The 16,562-nt window shown below is 63.4% G+C and carries 14 protein-coding genes and 1 riboswitch; of the genes, 10 read left to right on the forward strand and 4 right to left on the reverse strand.

Translation table 11 applies throughout. The annotated features are described in order from the left end of the window. Positions 1–97 precede the first annotated feature (97 nt). From HNQ60_RS16880 to HNQ60_RS16890, 3 genes are all read right to left on the reverse strand, one after another. A complete protein-coding gene (locus HNQ60_RS16880) occupies positions 98–2,149 on the reverse strand; it encodes an SPOR domain-containing protein (protein ID WP_184333941.1) in 2,052 nt (683 codons plus the stop codon). A 215-nt stretch (positions 2,150–2,364) separates the two neighbouring features. Continuing rightward, positions 2,365–2,452: riboswitch (cyclic di-GMP riboswitch) on the reverse strand. Positions 2,453–2,661: 209 nt separating this feature from the next. Further along, positions 2,662–3,003 (reverse strand): hypothetical protein, encoded by a 342-nt coding sequence (locus HNQ60_RS16885; RefSeq protein ID WP_184333942.1) that lies wholly within the window; start codon positions 3,001–3,003, stop codon positions 2,662–2,664. Positions 3,004–3,243: 240 nt separating this feature from the next. After that, a complete protein-coding gene (locus HNQ60_RS16890; RefSeq protein ID WP_184333943.1) occupies positions 3,244–3,543 on the reverse strand; it encodes a hypothetical protein in 300 nt (99 codons plus the stop codon). A gap of 135 nt (positions 3,544–3,678) precedes the next feature. On the opposite strand from HNQ60_RS16890, the gene HNQ60_RS16895 reads away from it, so the two are divergent. The 5 genes from HNQ60_RS16895 (at position 3,679) to HNQ60_RS16915 (ending at position 8,305) form a co-directional block, all read left to right on the forward strand. Next, complete coding sequence (locus tag HNQ60_RS16895) at positions 3,679–4,071, forward strand: hypothetical protein (RefSeq protein WP_221304252.1); 393 nt, start codon at positions 3,679–3,681, stop codon at positions 4,069–4,071. A gap of 153 nt (positions 4,072–4,224) precedes the next feature. Then, positions 4,225–5,643 carry a circularly permuted type 2 ATP-grasp protein gene (locus HNQ60_RS16900; protein ID WP_184333944.1) on the forward strand — a complete coding sequence of 473 codons (1,419 nt, stop codon included), beginning with the start codon at positions 4,225–4,227 and terminating at the stop codon, positions 5,641–5,643. Positions 5,644–5,646: 3 nt separating this feature from the next. Further along, on the forward strand, positions 5,647–6,594 hold the full coding sequence (locus HNQ60_RS16905) for an alpha-E domain-containing protein (RefSeq protein ID WP_184333945.1): 948 nt from the start codon (positions 5,647–5,649) through the stop codon (positions 6,592–6,594). A 124-nt stretch (positions 6,595–6,718) separates the two neighbouring features. Continuing rightward, complete coding sequence (locus HNQ60_RS16910; protein WP_184333946.1) at positions 6,719–7,525, forward strand: transglutaminase family protein; 807 nt, start codon at positions 6,719–6,721, stop codon at positions 7,523–7,525. Between the two features lie 42 nt (positions 7,526–7,567). Beyond that, complete coding sequence (locus tag HNQ60_RS16915) at positions 7,568–8,305, forward strand: proteasome-type protease (RefSeq protein ID WP_184333947.1); 738 nt, start codon at positions 7,568–7,570, stop codon at positions 8,303–8,305. A 5-nt stretch (positions 8,306–8,310) separates the two neighbouring features. Here HNQ60_RS16915 and HNQ60_RS16920 read toward each other — a convergent pair whose 3' ends face one another. Next, a complete protein-coding gene (locus HNQ60_RS16920; protein ID WP_184333948.1) occupies positions 8,311–9,135 on the reverse strand; it encodes an IclR family transcriptional regulator in 825 nt (274 codons plus the stop codon). 56 nt (positions 9,136–9,191) lie between these two features. On the opposite strand from HNQ60_RS16920, the gene HNQ60_RS16925 reads away from it, so the two are divergent. The 5 genes from HNQ60_RS16925 to HNQ60_RS16945 all read left to right on the forward strand — a co-directional run bounded on the left by HNQ60_RS16925 (position 9,192) and on the right by HNQ60_RS16945 (position 16,561). Beyond that, positions 9,192–10,055 (forward strand): fumarylacetoacetate hydrolase family protein, encoded by an 864-nt coding sequence (locus tag HNQ60_RS16925; RefSeq protein WP_184333949.1) that lies wholly within the window; start codon positions 9,192–9,194, stop codon positions 10,053–10,055. Beyond that, positions 10,052–10,801 (forward strand): SDR family NAD(P)-dependent oxidoreductase, encoded by a 750-nt coding sequence (locus tag HNQ60_RS16930; protein ID WP_184333950.1) that lies wholly within the window; start codon positions 10,052–10,054, stop codon positions 10,799–10,801. The genes HNQ60_RS16925 and HNQ60_RS16930 overlap by 4 nt, the downstream gene beginning before the upstream one ends. Positions 10,802–10,968: 167 nt before the next feature. Next, a complete protein-coding gene (locus tag HNQ60_RS16935; RefSeq protein WP_184333951.1) occupies positions 10,969–13,839 on the forward strand; it encodes a TonB-dependent receptor plug domain-containing protein in 2,871 nt (956 codons plus the stop codon). Positions 13,840–13,941: 102 nt separating this feature from the next. Then, a complete protein-coding gene (locus HNQ60_RS16940; RefSeq protein ID WP_184333952.1) occupies positions 13,942–15,198 on the forward strand; it encodes an enolase C-terminal domain-like protein in 1,257 nt (418 codons plus the stop codon). A 25-nt stretch (positions 15,199–15,223) separates the two neighbouring features. Next, positions 15,224–16,561 carry an MFS transporter gene (locus HNQ60_RS16945; RefSeq protein ID WP_184333953.1) on the forward strand — a complete coding sequence of 446 codons (1,338 nt, stop codon included), beginning with the start codon at positions 15,224–15,226 and terminating at the stop codon, positions 16,559–16,561. Position 16,562: the final 1 nt, after the last annotated feature.

Here is a 16,562-nt window from a genome sequence, read left to right on the forward strand (position 1 = left end):
TTGCCGGACAGGGCCGCGCGCGGCCAAGCGCACGACGCGAAGTCGATGGAAGCTTCTGCAGTGAGGAAGCCCGAGGCCGAGGGCCCCGGGAGTTCGATTACTTCGTCAGCTTGCCGACGAGGCGCGACAGCAGCGAGTCGTTCTTCGGCAGCTTGCGGATCGCGCTTTCCGACAGATGCACATCGCGTGCTTCGTCGAGCAGCTGTTCATTCAGGCTCTTCTTGGGCTGCAGCGCCTTGTGCCTGCCCGTCGCCGAAGTCTTGCTCAGCGGCGGCGAACGCTTCGTTGCCGGCGCGCCGTTCTTTGCAGCGGGCTTGAGCGCCTTGTGCTTGCCGCTCGCATCCACTCTGAATGATCCCGTTGCGTTCGGCTTGAACGAACCGGTGGCATTCGGGTTGAACGCGCCGGTCCCGTTGGGATTGAACGAGCCCGTGGCGTTCGGATTGAACGCGCCGGTCGGGCTGCGATCGGTGACTTCCATCGTAACCGTCGGAATGTTGGGCTTGCGATCGCGGGCCTGGGTGAGCTCGATGATCTTGCCTTCGTTCTTGGATGCAGCGACGGCTGTGGCCTTCGGCGCGGGCGCATCTTTGAAACGCGACTGCTCCGCTGCGCTGATGCGAATGACTGTGGGCGAGGGGAAGAACGTACGCAGGTAGCCGGTGACAGCCTCAGCGGAGACTTCCTCGCGGAAGAAGCCCAGGCGCAGCGAGTAAACGATCTTGCCGCTGCCGGCGTTGGCGATCGAGTAGACGCGATACGCCTCGAAGATGTCGAGGTGCGGCATCGCATCGAGATTCACGGGGCGCTCGGAGACGACGAGCTGGATGGAGAACCACTTCTCCTGCGAGTCGTCGTTCAATTCGGCGCTCGTGAGTGCACGAATGGTCTGCGTGCTGTCGAGCTCTGGCGTAGGTCCGTTGCGGTTCGCCGACGCAGCGATCGCTGGCGCGGCGGGGCGCTTCTCCGGAACGCTCGGAGCAGCCGCCGGAGTCTTTGCGACTGCGGGCGTGACGGGTGCCGTGGGAGCAGCAGCCTTGCGAGGTGCTTCCTTTGCCGCAGCGGGAGTTGTCTTCTGGGGCGCGGGTGCCGGTGCCTTGGCGGCAGCGGGTCCAGGCTGAATGCCCGTCGATTCCAGGCTCAGCGACACGGAAGGAATCTCGACGCCCTTGCCGACGTGGAACGGTTGAGCGGGACCGGCGGCAGGCGTGGGCGCAGCGGGCTTCGCGGGCTCTGGGTCAGAGAGCGTGAATGCGATTGGAGTCTCCGGCGCCTTCAGTGCCGGCTTCTTCGCTTCCGGTGCCGGAGCGGCAGGCTTGGCCGGCGTCTGCGCGGGCGTTGCCTTGATGACTGCATCCGTCTTGGTGACGGCGATGACTCGAGCAGCCGGCTTCGGCGCCTGGAGCGCAGGCGGATCCCACGACAGTTCGATTGCGGCGAGATCGTCGGCAGGCGAAGAAGCTTTCGCTGGCGACGCCGTTCCTTTCGCAGCCGCGGGTTCGTCGAGCCACTCCATTTCCATCTCGACGACCGGTGTCGGCGCGGGTGGTGCGGGAGGAGGCGCGGCCTTGACCGGCGCCGCCGCAACAGGAGCGGGAGCGGGCTTCGGTGCGGGAGCAGCGGCAGCAGCAGGCTTCACAGGCGCTGGCGTAGGCGCAACCACGGCAGCGGGCTTCGCGGGCGTCGGAGCCGGCGCAGGCGGTGCGGGCTTGACGACGACGGGCTTCGGCGCAGCCGCGGGTTTCTCGGCGAGACCGACCGGTCGCTTCCACGTCGCCGTGGTTTCGGTGTCCGGCAGGAATCCGCGAGCGAAGCGGCGATCGTCATCCGACAAGCACGCGACGAAAGCAGTCGGATAGTTGTCGCGTACTGCAGCGAGTACGCGTTCCGCGTCAGCCTCGCTCGTGAAAAAACCCAGGCGCAGGCGATGGCGTGTGCGGCCGTCCTCGGAGCGGGCGACCTGATAGAGCTTGTACGTTTCGAAACCGGGGATGGTCTTGCCGTTGGTCTGGACGGGCGCGATCGAAGCGCACAAGTTGATCACGAAGAGGGAAGTGGCGGGCGTTGCGGATGCAACCGGCGCGAGCAACGGATCGGCGAATGCCGCGCCATTGCGCCCCACGAAGACCTTGCTGGTGTTCTCTTCCACTTGTTCTTCCCCAACGCAATGCAGCCAGACCGCAGGCAGCTACGGTCACAAGCGAGAGTCATTCCGGCGGGGGAGAGTGCGTGTATGCGCTTACACACTCATGGTGTCACGTCAGCGCGCCCGAGATTTTTTTTTCGGGCGAGGACGATGAAGAAACGGATTCTCACCGACTCGACCGATTGCGTCGCTGATTCAACCGCATTCGTCCTGCGGTTCGTGGCAACCCCGCTGTCTTGGGAAATGACTTCCGTTAGACCGGTAGTTTTGCGTCCTCGCCTTTCGGCGAGTTTGCCCTTGGCACAGATCAATTCTTTGGCAGCGCGGCGGGATAAGTCAAGCGTTCAAGTCGGCTTCAGCAGACACGTAATGTTGCGACAGTGGCGCGGCTAAGTTGTTAATGGGGTTATGTCTTATCAAGAAAACGAAGCGGTGACCGAGTGATGATGTGATGACGCCAGAAGGAGACATATTCCGCTGTGATCACTTCGATCGAGTGATCGCGTGACGAGGCCTCAGACAGCCATTCGTGTCCACGCTTCGCGCGTGGCGCTCGCGGGTTCACCGGCCATGATGCGTGGCGCGAGCTGCGAAACGATGTGGACCTGGGCGGCATCGGAAAGACCGAGCGCGCGGAGGGCGCCTTCGAGACCATCGATCAATTGCCGACGATCCGCCTCGGCCGGGCAGGAGTCGCGCGCGAGAGAGGCGAGCTCGTCACCGACGCTCTGGATCGTCTCGGCGATCGAGGGCGCGAATTCGCTGAGGTCGCCACGCAACCGCGCGGCGAACCGGAACGAGTTGTAGGCGCAGACATAGGCGCGATTACGCAGCTTCAAGTTCCTGAGCAACCCCATGTACGCCTCCGCCAGTGGCCCTCGTGGACCCGATGGGGGAGAAAGTGTGGAGTGCGTCGCTCTCAGCGTGGTGTGCGCTACGTCTCAAAAGACGGGCGCTTCCGGCTGTTGCGCGAGCACGTCATTGCCAATCAAGTACCTGCGCGAGAAGAATTTTTTTCACGTTCCCGCCGGTAAAAAACGCATTGACTTTGTCCCCGGCACGACTGCCTGGCCGGGCGTTTCGAAACCTCGTATTTTTCAGGCCCGGCCCACGTTGCGGTCGGTCGGCGAATGAAAGTACTCGCTCTCGGCGGCGAACTGCTTCATCAGCTTGCGCAACTCCTCGAGCCTTCCTTCCGCCGTGCTGATCGGCAGGCATTCTTCGCACTCGGGGTCCGAACACGGCTGACGGGAGTAGAGCCAATACTGGACGGCCCCCGCAAGCAATCCATCGGCAATATCCCAGATGTCGGCCTTCTGGTCGGTATCGGCGATGCGGTTCCCGAGGTCCACGGCCTTGCCGAAGGCTTCAGAGAACGGGTTGTCGGTTTCCTGCATGACACGTCGGGGACAAAAGAAACGGGTCTGTATTGTAACCAGCCGGTCCCCGGTTGAAGAGCAGCAACTTGCCTTGATGTAGGGGTAAGGGGCTGCTTCAATGCCCCGCCAACTGACATAACTTTCGAGGATCTCATGGCCGACGAACGCGACGACGCGCAGATGGATGCCGATGCGCTGTACCGGGAAGAAATGTTTACGGATCGCCGCGTTGGAGCCCTGCGCCGCCTCACCCCGGTTAAGCGCGACGGTTCGCCGGATACTGCCCGTCCGACGCTGTTCATCGGGCAGGCCGAGATCATGACCAACATGGGACCTGTCCCCCTGAGCTTCGAATTGCCGGGTGAAACGCTCGACAAGGCCGTGGAAGGGTTCGGGGCCGCCGCGAATGCAGCAATCGAGCGAACGGTGCAGCAGATCCAGGAAATGCGCCGCCAGCAGGCTTCGCAGCTCGTCGTGCCCCAGGGCGGACTCCCCCCGAACATGGCCGGCGGTCCGCGCGGCGGCGGGAAGATTCAGTTCCCGTAGTCAAAACCTCTGCACCAATATCGTGCCGCCCCGCCCTCATCCGGGGCGACGCGATGACCTCCGGCGGCGCTGCCGTGCTGAAAATGCACTGATTTCTCGCTGGCACGCTTTTCGCTCCCTCCGGTTTCGTTGCCTTGAGAACCGGGATCGGGGATGCCAGCGGTCAAGCCCTACGATGAAATGCATGCGGAAGACGGGAGTGTTCGTGAGCACTACCGGACGTTCTCGTCATGGCTCGACCGGACCCCGAAGGATCGGGTGGCCCAGAAACGCACGGAAGCCGACTCCCTCTTTCACCGCGTCGGCATCACCTTCGCGGTTTACGGCGAAGAGGCGGGCACCGAACGGCTGATCCCGTTCGACATCGTTCCCCGGATCATTCCCGCGCAGGAGTGGCAGCACCTCGCCGCCGGCCTGCGCCAGCGCGTGCGCGCTCTCAACGCGTTCATCGCTGACATCTACCACGACCAGAACATCCTCGCGGCGGGCCGCATTCCGGCCGAGCAGGTCCTGTGCAACGGGCAATATCGTCCGGAGATGCAGGGCGTCGATGTTCCCGGCTCGATCTACGCGCATATCGCCGGTATCGACGTCGTGCGCGCGGGGCGCGGCGAGTTCTACGTGCTCGAAGACAACCTGCGCGTTCCGTCCGGCGTGTCGTACATGCTCGAAGACCGCCGCATGATGATGCGATTGTTTCCCGAGCTGTTCGCGCAGCACTCGATCGCGCCCGTCGAGCACTATCCCGACCTTCTGCTCGAGAATCTGCGCAGCGTAGCGCCGCATGGCGTGAACGATCCGACGGTCGTGCTGCTCACACCGGGCGCCTATAACAGCGCGTACTTCGAGCACGCGTTTCTCGCGCAGCAGATGGGCATCGAACTCGTCGAAGGCCAGGATCTCTACGTCGAAGACGAGTTCCTCTATATGCGTACGACGCGCGGTCCCCAGCGTGTCGATGTGATCTATCGACGCATCGACGACGATTTTCTCGATCCGCTCGCGTTTCGTCCCGACACGATGCTGGGCGTTCCTGGTCTCTTGTCCGCGTATCGTGCGGGACGAGTCACGATCGCGAACGCGATCGGCACCGGTGTCGCCGACGACAAGTCGATCTATCCCTACGTGCCGGAGATGATCCGCTTCTATCTCGGCGAAGAGCCGCTGCTGTCGAACGTGCCGACGTACGTGCTCAGGCGCAAGGAAGATCTCGACTACACGCTCGCCCATCTGAATGAGCTCGTCGTGAAGGAAGTCCACGGCGCCGGCGGCTACGGAATGCTCATCGGCCCCGCCGCGACGACGGCGCAGATCGAAGAGTTCCGGCAGCGAATCCTGCGCAATCCCGAGAAGTACATCGCCCAGCCGACACTCTCGCTTTCGGCTTGTCCCACCTTCGTCGATCAGGGCATCGCGCCGCGACACCTCGATCTGCGCCCGTTCGTTCTGTCGGGCAGCGAGGTCACGCTCGTGCCGGGTGGATTGACGCGAGTGGCGCTGCGCGAAGGATCGCTGGTCGTGAACTCGTCCCAGGGCGGCGGCACGAAAGATACGTGGGTGCTGGAAAAATAATCGATGCTGAGTCGCACCGCCGATCACCTCTACTGGATGGCGCGCTACACCGAGCGTGCCGAGAATCTCGCGCGCATGCTCGAGGTGAACTACCGGATGTCACTGCTCCCGCAGGGATCCGAGATCGTCGAGCAAGGCTGGATCGCGACGCTCACCATCATCGGATTGATGGATGCATTCAAGCAGCGCTACGGCGCGGTGACGCCAGCGAACGCGATCGCGTTCCTCGTATTCGATCGCGACAACCCGATGAGCATCTACAGCTGCGTTCGAGCCGCGCGTGAGAACGCTCGCGCAGTGCGAGGCACGCTGACGTCGGAGATCTGGGAGAGCATCAACGCGACGTGGCTCGAGATGCGTGTCGCTGGCATGCGTCCTTCGTCGGAAGCGGAGGTCGGCAACTTCTTCGAGTGGGTAAAGTATCGATCGCACCTGACCCGCGGCGTCGTGCAGGGCACGATGCTTCGCGACGAAGCGTGGCATTTCACCTGGCTGGGTACTTACCTCGAACGCTCGGACAGCACCGCCCGGATTCTCGATGTGAAGTATCACTTGTTGCTGCCGCGAGGCGAGAAGGCCGGCGGCGCTGCCGACTACTATCAGTGGGGCGCGCTGCTCAACTCCGTGTCTGCGTTCGAGATCTATCGCCGCGTCTATCGCGATCTCATCACGCCGCGTCGCGTTGCCGAATTGCTGGTGCTCAGAGCTGACATGCCGCGATCGCTGCATCGCTGTGTTTCTCAGGTCTACACACATCTGACCGCGGTGCGTAACTCGCAATCCGCCGAGACGGAACGCCGCGCAGGCGAACTGCATGCCTCGCTGCTCTTCGGGCGCATCGAACACATTTTCGAACTGGGTCTGCACGAGTATCTCGTGCAGTTCATGGGGCGCACGCGCGACCTGGGCGAGCGCGTCTCTCGCGACTTCCTTGTCTCGTCCGCGGATTGAGAGCCGGAATCGGAATTTCCACGGGTGCACGGGGAAACACGGGGTCGGAGTGATCGATCTTCCTTGCCCCGTGATACCCGTGCTCCCCGTGGAAAATCTTCCTTCTTCGATTGAGGTCCTGAGCATGCAACTGCATATCCGCCACGAAACGCTCTATCGCTACGGCGAGCCCGTGAAGCGCAGCGTTCAGAACCTGCGGCTCACGCCGCGGCGCGATCCGGTGCAGCGGGCGCTCGACTGGAGCATCAGTGCGCCGGGACGTCAGCATGAACAGATCGACGCGTACGGCAACGTCGTGCATCTGCTCACGCTCGATGAGCCGCATCGGGAGATTCGCATCGTCGTGCAAGGCATCGTCGAGACGCAGGACACCGAAGGCGAGCCGATGCCGAACGAGGGTAAGCTGTCGCCGCTCACGTATCTGGCCGAGACGAATCTCACTCGCGCCGACGCGGCGCTCCAGGAGTTTGCAGTCGAGCGCATGCCGCGATCGGGCGATCGAAGGGCGGGGCTGCTGCGATTGGCGAACGCCGTGAGCGACACGATTGGCTACGAAAGCGGCGCAACGGACGTGCACGAATCCGCCGCTCGCGCCTTCAGCCGCGGCAAAGGGGTCTGCCAGGATCATGCGCATGTGTTCATCGCATGCTGTCGCGCCAGTGGCATTCCAGCGCGCTACGTCAGTGGCTACGTCTACACTGGAAAAGATGGCGAAGTCGCGAGTCACGCCTGGGCTGATGCCTGGCTGGGCCCGGATCACGGCTGGATCCCGATCGATGTGACGCATCGAACCTTCGTTGGCGGTCGCCACTGCAGGCTCGCCGTCGGTCGCGACTATCTGGATGCGTGTCCTGTCCGGGGCGTTCGCAGGGGCGGCGGTCCTGAAGAGATGCAGGTGGCGGTGATCGTGGCGGCGTCCGCGCAGCAGTGAAGTGAAGCGAGTTCTGAAGGCAATTCCAAAGGCGGAATCCCAATGACTTATTGCGTAGGCATCCTGCTCGATGCGGGAATGGTGTTTCTCGCGGATTCGAGGACGAATGCAGGCGTCGACCAGATCAGCACCTTCCGGAAGATCTCCGTATTCGAGAAGCCCGGCGAACGCGTGATGGTGCTCATGAGCGCGGGGAACCTCGCGATCTCGCAGGCGCTGAACAACTCACTGCGCAACAAGACGCTCGCTACGGACGGCGACAGCCTGTTCACGGCTCAGGACATGTTCGCCGCTGCCCGGCATGTGGGTGACACGCTGCGTGAAGTGCATCGGTACGATGCAGAGGCGCTCAAGGATCACAACATCGAGTTCAATGCGTCGCTGGTCTTCGGCGGCCAGATCGGGCGTGAACCGCCGCGGCTCTTCTGCATCTACGCCGCCGGCAACTTCATCGAGGCGACGCCGGACACGCCGTACTTTCAGATCGGCGAGTCGAAGTACGGCAAACCGATCCTAGATCGTGTCGTAAGTCGCAGCACCAGCGTCGCGCAGGCCGCGAAATGCGCGTTGATCTCGATGGATTCGACGATCCGCTCCAACCTGTCGGTTGGGTTGCCGCTGGATCTGCTGAGTATTCATCGCGACGGTCTGCGCGTGCAGAGCCACGTGAGCATCAACGAGGATCACGACTACTTCAGGATGATCCGCACGCGCTGGAGCGAGAGTCTCCGGCACGCATTCCACGAACTGCCGGACCCGGAGTGGATGAGGCGGAGCTGAGTCGCCTACTTCTTCTTTCCCCTCGGCACGGGCACCCAGCCCAGCTCCTTGCTGATTTCGTCGGCGGCGCTCGTGACAGTGCCGATCAGTTCGTTCATCCGGGCGTCGTCCATGTATTGGGCGACGCTCGCGACGCTGATCGCGGCGACGATCCGGCCGGATTCGTCCCGCACCGGTGCGCCGACGCAGCGAATCCGGTCTTCATTCTCTTCGAGATCGAACGAGTAACCGCCCGCGGCATACGTTCGCATGTTGTCGACCCACTCTTGGAATTTGCCGGCGGGATGATGACCTCGCCCCGCTTCGGCTTCGAAGTGAGCTCGCCATTCATCTCGGGAACTGTCGAGCAGCAGAGCTTTGCCCAGGCCCGTCGAGCACAGCGGGTGGCGTTCGCCCACGCGTGAGCTGATATCAATGCGTCGCCTCCCCGGGATCTTGTCGACGTAGAGCGCCTTGTTGCCGTCGAGAAGTCCGAGGTGGACCGTGTCCTCCGTCTGTTCCGCGAGCTTCTCGAGCACTGGCCGGGCGACTCTCGGCAGATCGATCTGCTGCCGGGCGGAGTACCCCAGCTCCAGCAGCTTCGCGCCGAGCATGTAGCCCTCGCGCGGCACGAACTTCAGGTAGCCCCGATCGACCAGCGCCGACGCCAGCCGGTGCACCGTGCTGCGATTCAACTGAAGCATCGTCGACAACTCCGCCAGGGCCACCGGCCCCGCCGTCACTGCTTCCAGCAAATCGAGACCGCGCAGCAGCGTCTGGCTGCCAGCCGGCGCCGCGGACGGCTTTGCCGCCTTCGCGGAGGCCTCTATTGACCGTGAGTTGTTTCTCATATAGAAATGCTATCTCATATATCGGGACTATTCGAACAAGGTCATCCCATCACGCCATGAAACTCTGTCGCTACGGACCGCGGGGGAACGAACAGCCTGGCCTCGTCGATGCGACCGGCACGCTGCGGAGCCTGTCGGCCCATTTCGATGACCTGACGGCCGCGAATATTACAGCGGAGGGCCTCGCAAAACTCCGGTCCATCGATCCGTCGACCCTGCCGGTCGTCCAGGGGCCGGTGCGGTACGGCCTGCCGTTCACGGGGACGCGGCAGTTCATCGCAATCGGTCTCAACTATGCCGATCACGCCGCCGAATCGAACATGGCGATCCCGAAGGAGCCCGTCGTTTTCACCAAGGCCGTGAGCTGCCTGCAGGGGCCGAATGACGACGTGATGATTCCGCGCGACTCCGTGAAGACCGACTGGGAAGTCGAGCTCGGGATCGTCATCGGCAAGCGCGCTTCCTATGTCGAGGAAAGCGCCGCGATGGACTGCGTCGCCGGCTATTGCGTAGTCCACGACGTCAGCGAGCGCGAGTACCAGCTCGAGCGCGGCGGTTCCTGGGACAAGGGCAAGGGTTGCGCGACCTTCGGCCCGGTCGGGCCGTGGCTCGTCACGCGCGATGAGATTCCGGATCCGCAACAGCTCGATCTCTGGCTCGAGGTCAACGGCGAGCGCGAGCAGCACGGCAATACGCGAACGATGATCTTCGGTGTCGCGACGCTGGTGAGCTACCTCAGCCGGTTCGTCGTCCTGCTTCCCGGCGACATCATCACCACGGGCACACCGCCCGGCGTGGGCATGGGAAAGCAGCCGCCTCGCTTTCTGCGTGCCGGCGACAGCGTGCGCCTCGGCATAGAAAAACTCGGTATTCAGCAGCAGCGGATCGTCGGCTGGGCCGCAGCAGGAGTTGCCCCGTGAGCTTTTTCCCTAATCGATTTGCCGGGCGAACCGCAATCGTAACCGGCGGGGCTTCCGGATTGGGTCTCAGGACCGCAAGCCGCATCGTGCGCGAGGGCGGGCGCGTTTCCCTGTGGGACATCAATGCGGATGTGCTTCGGGAAGCGAAGGGCGCCGTCGGTGCAGATCACGTGGTGGTGCTGGATGTCTCCGATCCGCAAGCGGTCAGCCGGGCAGCGCAAACGACGCATGACGCGCTCGGCAAGGTCGACATTCTCATCGGCAGCGCGGGGATCACCGGCGCGACGCGGCCTGTTGACGAATTTCCGATCGAGAGCTGGCAACGCGTGATCGACGTCAATCTCAATGGTCTCTTCTACTGCTGCCGCGAAATCGTGCCGATGCTGGTGCGCAACGGGTACGGGCGGATCGTCAACGTGGCATCCGTGGCGGGCAAGGAGGGCAATCCCAACGCCTCCGCGTACTCGGCGTCGAAGGCCGGCGTGATCGGCCTCACCAAGTCGCTGGGCAAAGAGCTCGCGACGCGCAATGTGCTGGTCAACTGCATCACGCCCGCGACGTTCGAAAGCCCGATCCTTTCGCAGTTGCCTCAAAGCCAGGTCGAGTACATGCGCTCCAAGATTCCGATGGGGCGCCTCGGCGATGTCGAGGAAAGCGTCGCCCTCGTGTGCTGGCTCGCCAGCGAAGAGTGCTCGTTCTCCACCGGCGCGACCTTCGACATCTCGGGAGGCCGCACGACTTTCTGATCGGAAAATGCCTACCGCCCGATCGGTGGCAGGCATTGACTATGTTCTTTATATGAGATAGCGTCTCATATAGTGGGATTGAAAATATGTAGAGCGACAACGGAGGGACCCGACGGTCGATGCCGTGAGGCACGCCGCGCCAGACCACAACCAACCAGGGGGTTTGCATGAAACGGTCGATCAGGGGCCCGCAATCCAGCGATCGCTGCCGGCTCTTATTGTCAGCGCTTGGGTTCACAGCCGCATCAGCGCTGCCTGTCACAGTCTTCTCTCAGGACGCGCCCGCGGGCGCGGACGGCGAAAAACTCGAAACCGTCGTCGTCACCGGCTCACTGCTGTCTACCGACAACACGTCGTCCCCCACGCCGCTGACGGTAGCCTCCGGTGAGCAGTTGGCGATGGCGGCGCCGAGAACGCTTACCGAAGCGCTCATTCAGTTGCCGGTGTTCAAAGGATCGCCCAGCGTCACGAGCCAGGGCACAGGCACGACGGGCAACAACGCCGCGGCCTATCTGAACCTCCGCGGCCTCGGGGTTCAGCGCACGCTCGTCCTGCTCGATGGCCGCCGCGTCGTATCGGCGACATCCGCCGGCAGCGTCGACGTCGCGATCATGCCCGAGGCGCTCGTGAAGTCCGTCGAAGTCGTGACGGGCGGCGCCTCGGCCGCATACGGCTCCGATGCAGTGGCAGGCGTCGTCAACTACCGCCTCGACACCAAGTTCCAGGGACTGAAGACCTCGGCCCAGTACGGCATCAGCGACTACAACGACAACGAGAACTACAAACTCTCGATCGCGGGTGGCACGGGCTTCATGGATGACCGGCTGCACTTCATCGGCAGTCTCGAGTACTACGACAGCAAGGGTGTGGAGACCAACGATCGTCGCGACTGGGCCTATCACGGCACGGGAGCCATCCCGAATCCGAACGTCACCGCGGCGAATCCGGCATCTCCGACCAATCCGCGCCAGATCGTCGTACAGGATCCCTACTCGTCGGTCGCCGCACCCGGCGGTTTGATCACCAACACCGCTTTGCGCGGCACGACCTTTGGCCCCGATGGTCAGCCGCAGCAGTTCCAGTACGGTGATCTGCTGACTTCGACGCTGATGGCTGGCGGCGGCAGCTGGAATCCGAGCCTCCTGCTCGTCCTGCAGCCGGCGCAGACGCGCGCCGTCGGGTTCGGTCATCTCAGCTTCGACGTCAACGACAACCTGTCGGTGTTCGTCGAAACCAACCTCGCGCGCAACGAGGTGAGCTACAACAGCTTGCCCACGTTCGAGCTCAGCGCCACCGCGTTCACGATCTTCCGCGACAACGCGTATCTCCCGGCCGCGACCGCAGCGATCATGAACGACCCGGCGGCACCGATTAACCAGGTGACTGTCGGCCGTATCAGCCCGGACATCGCGATTCCGCATCTCGACGGCACGAGCGAAACGCAGCGCTACGTCGGCGGTCTCGAAGGCACGTTCGGCGAGAACTGGAGCTACCGCGCCTACTACCAGCACGGCCAGAACCACTCCGTGTTCAAGACGCTCGAGGATCCGATCTCCGACAACCTGTACCGGGCCGTCGATGCTGTCTGGTCCAACGGCAAGATCGTCTGCCGTTCGACGATCACCGATCCGACCAACGGCTGCGTGCCGATGAACATCTTCGGTGTCGGCGCGCCCTCCGAAGCTTCGCGCGCGTACGTCAACGGCACGGCGATTCAGGACGTGACCGTGAAGCAGGATGTGGTCGAAGCGACCGTGCTCGGCCGCGTCGGCCAGCTGCCAGGCGGCGAGATCGGTGTCGCCTTCGGCGCCGGCTATCGCAAAGAGCAGTTCGATCAGTGGACCGATCCGATCTCGCAGCGTATTCGCACAGGCGTTGGCATTCAGGGCTATCCGCCCGGCCTCATCAACACGCTCGGCGGCTTCGAGCGCACCAATCCCCAGCCGTCGGCGGGCGAATACGACGTCAGCGAGGCTTTCGGCGAAATCGACCTGCCGTTGCTGTCCGGTGTGACGTTTGCGGAGGCGCTCACCGTGAACGCCGCCGTGCGCTACACCGACTACAGCACGAGCGGCGGCGTGACGACGTGGAAGGCGGGCGTGGTGTGGGAGCCGGTTTCCGGCTATCGCCTGCGCGCAACGCGTTCGCGCGACATCCGGGCTCCCACCCTCGGCGAACTGTTCCAGGGCTCCAGCCAGGGAACCGCGAGCATCGTCGATCCGGCGCGTAACGGTGCGACCGGCACGGCACTGACCGGCAACATCGGCAACACCAATCTGTTGCCGGAAGAAGCGGACACCATCGTGCTCGGCTTCGTGCTCGAGCCGGACTTCATGCCGGGGTTCAGCCTGTCGGTGGACTGGTACGACATCAAGATCGCGGACGCGATCGCCACATTGTCGGCACAGCAGGAAGTCGATCTGTGCTACGCCGGTGCGACCGAGCTGTGCCAGTTCATCCAGCGCGATGCCAACGGCGCAATCTCGCGCGTGCGCATCCCCTGGCTGAACGTCGCAGAGCGCGCAACCAGCGGTATCGATACCGAAGCGGCTTACTCGCTCCCGCTCGACAACGTGCTCTCGCTCGGTGCGGGTTCGCTGACCTTCCGGTTGCTGGCCAACTACCTCGACAAGTTCGATACGCAGGTGCAGGGCGCACCGAAGCTCGAGCTGGCGGGCGACATCGGCATCAACAGCACACCGGAATGGAGCGGCGTGCTGTCCGCCCAGCTGGAGGGCGGGCCGCTCTCGCTCTACGCGCAGGCTCGCTACATCGGCTCGGGCAAGTACGACAACACCAAGACGCCGACGGATCTGAGCGAGAACCACGTCCCGTCGATCACGTACATCGACCTGACGGCGACGTACAGCATGGGCGACGAAACCAACTCGCAGCTGTTCTTCACGGTGAACAACCTCGCAGACAGGGATTTCCCGATGACCCCAGGCATCCTTATCTCGGGCAGCAGTCTGGGGAATCGCACTCTGTATGACATTGCGGGACGTTCCTACACTGCGGGCGTGAGATTCCGCTTCTGAGGCACGGACGCCGCGCCGTCCTCGGGACGGCGCGGCGCACACCACCAACAACGATTCGCGCTGACCGATTCGCAGCTTTCACCTGTATCGGGGGATCAAGAGATGAAAAGACGTTCATTCCTGCAACGCGCCGGACTCGCCGCGGGCGCCATGGCTTCAGTGACGCTGCCGCCGCTGGCGTGGGCTCAGGAAAAGTCGAAACTGAAGATCACCGGCATCCGCCTGGTGAAGACGAAGGAAAAGAATCCGCTCCCCAAGTACACGCCGTCGGCGGGCTCCTGGTCCACGCAGGGCGTCGAAGTCGCGAACCCCGTTTCGATCTATCCCGAATACAAACCGACGCGCAGCCTGTTTCAGGCCACGAACGTCGACAGCTTCACGGTCGAGGTTACGACCGACAAGGGCATTACCGGCCTCGGACAGGGAGGCCCGGGCGGCGGCCCGATCGTGACCGGCCATCTCGCCAAGCTGATGATGGGTCGCGATCCCTTCGACATCGAACGCAACTGGGACATCTGCTGGCGCGCAACCATGTCGTATGGACGTGCAGGCGTGGTGTTCAACGCACTGAGCGGCTTCGACAACGCACTCTGGGACATCATCGGCAAGGCGCTGAACCTGCCCGTGTACGATCTCATCGGCGGCGAAACGAAGGACCGCGTTCCCGCGTACTGCACAGGCAACGATATCGAACATCACGTGAAGTTCGGCTACACGAAGCTGAAACTCGCGATGCCACATGGGCCGGCGAGCGGCCGTGAAGGCATGCGCGAGAACGCCAGGCTCGTGGAGCGCGCACGCAAGGCGCTCGGCCCTGACGGCGAAATCATGCTGGACTGCTGGATGGCTTGGACCGAGCGTTACACGATCGAAATGGCCGAGATGCTCGAGCCGTATCGCGTCTACTGGATGGAAGAGGTGCTGCAGCCGCACGACTACGAAGGCTTCGGTCGCCTCAACGAGGCAATCAAGTCGACTCGCATCGTCACCGGCGAGCACGAGTACGGTCGCTACGGCTTCCGTCGACTGCTGCAGGTCAACGGCGCGCAGATCTGGCAGCCGGACCTTGCCTGGTGCGGTGGTCTCACCGAACTGCGGAAGATCGGCGCGCTTGCATCGGCGTACGACATTCCCGTCATTCCGCACGCTGGCGGCTTGAACGGTGCAAGCCACTTCACCATCGCCACCGTGAACGCACCGTGGTGCGAGCTCTTCATGCCGCCGCCGGGCGGACCGAAGCAGGTCTACGACATGTTCGAAGAGCGCTACGGCATCACGCGCGGACCGGAGGGCATCTACATGCATCCGCCGCGCGAACCGGGCTGGGGCTGGTACTTCGAGTCCGACGGTCCGATCTGATCCTGCGTCCGGGAGGGGCCTCCGAATGACCCAAGCGGACGGAGCTGCGGCCAAACCAGGCAAGGTCCGGTGGCTGATGGTGGGCATCGTGCTCGCCATCGCCGCCGTCGCTTACCTGGACCGCAGCAACATTTCGATCGCTGCCTCGCTCCTCAAGCACGACCTTGCGCTGACCGATGTCCAGCTGGGCTTCGTGTTCAGCGCCTTTGTGCTTGGGTATGCGGTGACGCAGCCGATCGCGGGACGCATCGCTGATCGCTACGGCGCGTATCGGACGATCGCGATCGGCATTTTCCTGTGGAGCGTGCTCACCGCGGCCACGGCGATGATTCCGTCGACATTCGCGGGTGCCTTCGCGACGCTCCTCGCCGTCCGGTTCCTTCTCGGGATCGGCGAGTCGGTGATTTTCCCGGCGAGCAACCGGCTCGTCGCGAACTGGATCCCGTCGAAGGAGCGGGGTCTCGCCAACGGACTGGTTTTCGCGGGCGTCGGTCTCGGCGCGGGCATCGCACCGCCGCTCATTACGACGATCATGCTGGAACACAGCTGGCGCTGGGCGTTCATGGCCAGCGCCGCGATCGGCGTCGTCGCGCTGGTCGTGTGGCTGCTCATGGTGCGGGACTCGCCGGCCAGGCACTTCCTCATGAGGAAGCCTGAACTCGACTACATCCAGGCAGGCATGCCGGCCACCGCAACCAGCAGCGGCGGCGAGCAGATCGCCTCATGGCGCACGATCATCGGCAATCGCCAGGTCGTGCTGCTGACCGTGAGCTACTTCTGCTTCGGATACGTCGCCTACATCTTTTTCTCGTGGTTCTTCGTCTATCTCTCGACGGTGCGCGGTCTCGATCTGAAGTCGAGCGGCCTGTACGGGATGCTCCCGTTCATTGCCATGGCGCTCGCATCGCCGTTCGGCGGACTGATTTCCGACAAGCTCGCGGCACGACACGGTCGTCGTATCGGGCGCTGTGCGGTTGCTGGAATCGGCATGGCATGCGCCGCGATCTTCGTTGCGCTTGCGACCCAAGTTGCCGACGCACGCGTCGCAAGTCTCGTGCTCGCTGCGGGGTCAGGGTCGCTGTACCTCGCGCAAAGCGCCTTCTGGACCCTGTCGGCCGACCTGGGTCGTTCCTCGGCGGGCTCGGTCGCCGGCGTGATGAACATGGGCGGCCAGCTCGGCGGCGCAGTGGTTGCATCTCTGACTCCAGTAATTGCCAACGGCTACGGCTGGTCGGCTTCCTTCCTGTTCACGGCAGCGCTGGCGATGGTGGGTGCCGCGGCATGGATATTCATCGATCCGAACAGCGAACTGACCGCGGAGCCGTCAGCAGGTTCGCTCGATGTCGCGGCCGTTCGGCATTGAC

This window comes from Povalibacter uvarum (assembly GCF_014202975.1).
Taxonomy (GTDB): Bacteria; Pseudomonadota; Gammaproteobacteria; order Steroidobacterales; family Steroidobacteraceae; genus Steroidobacter; species Steroidobacter uvarum.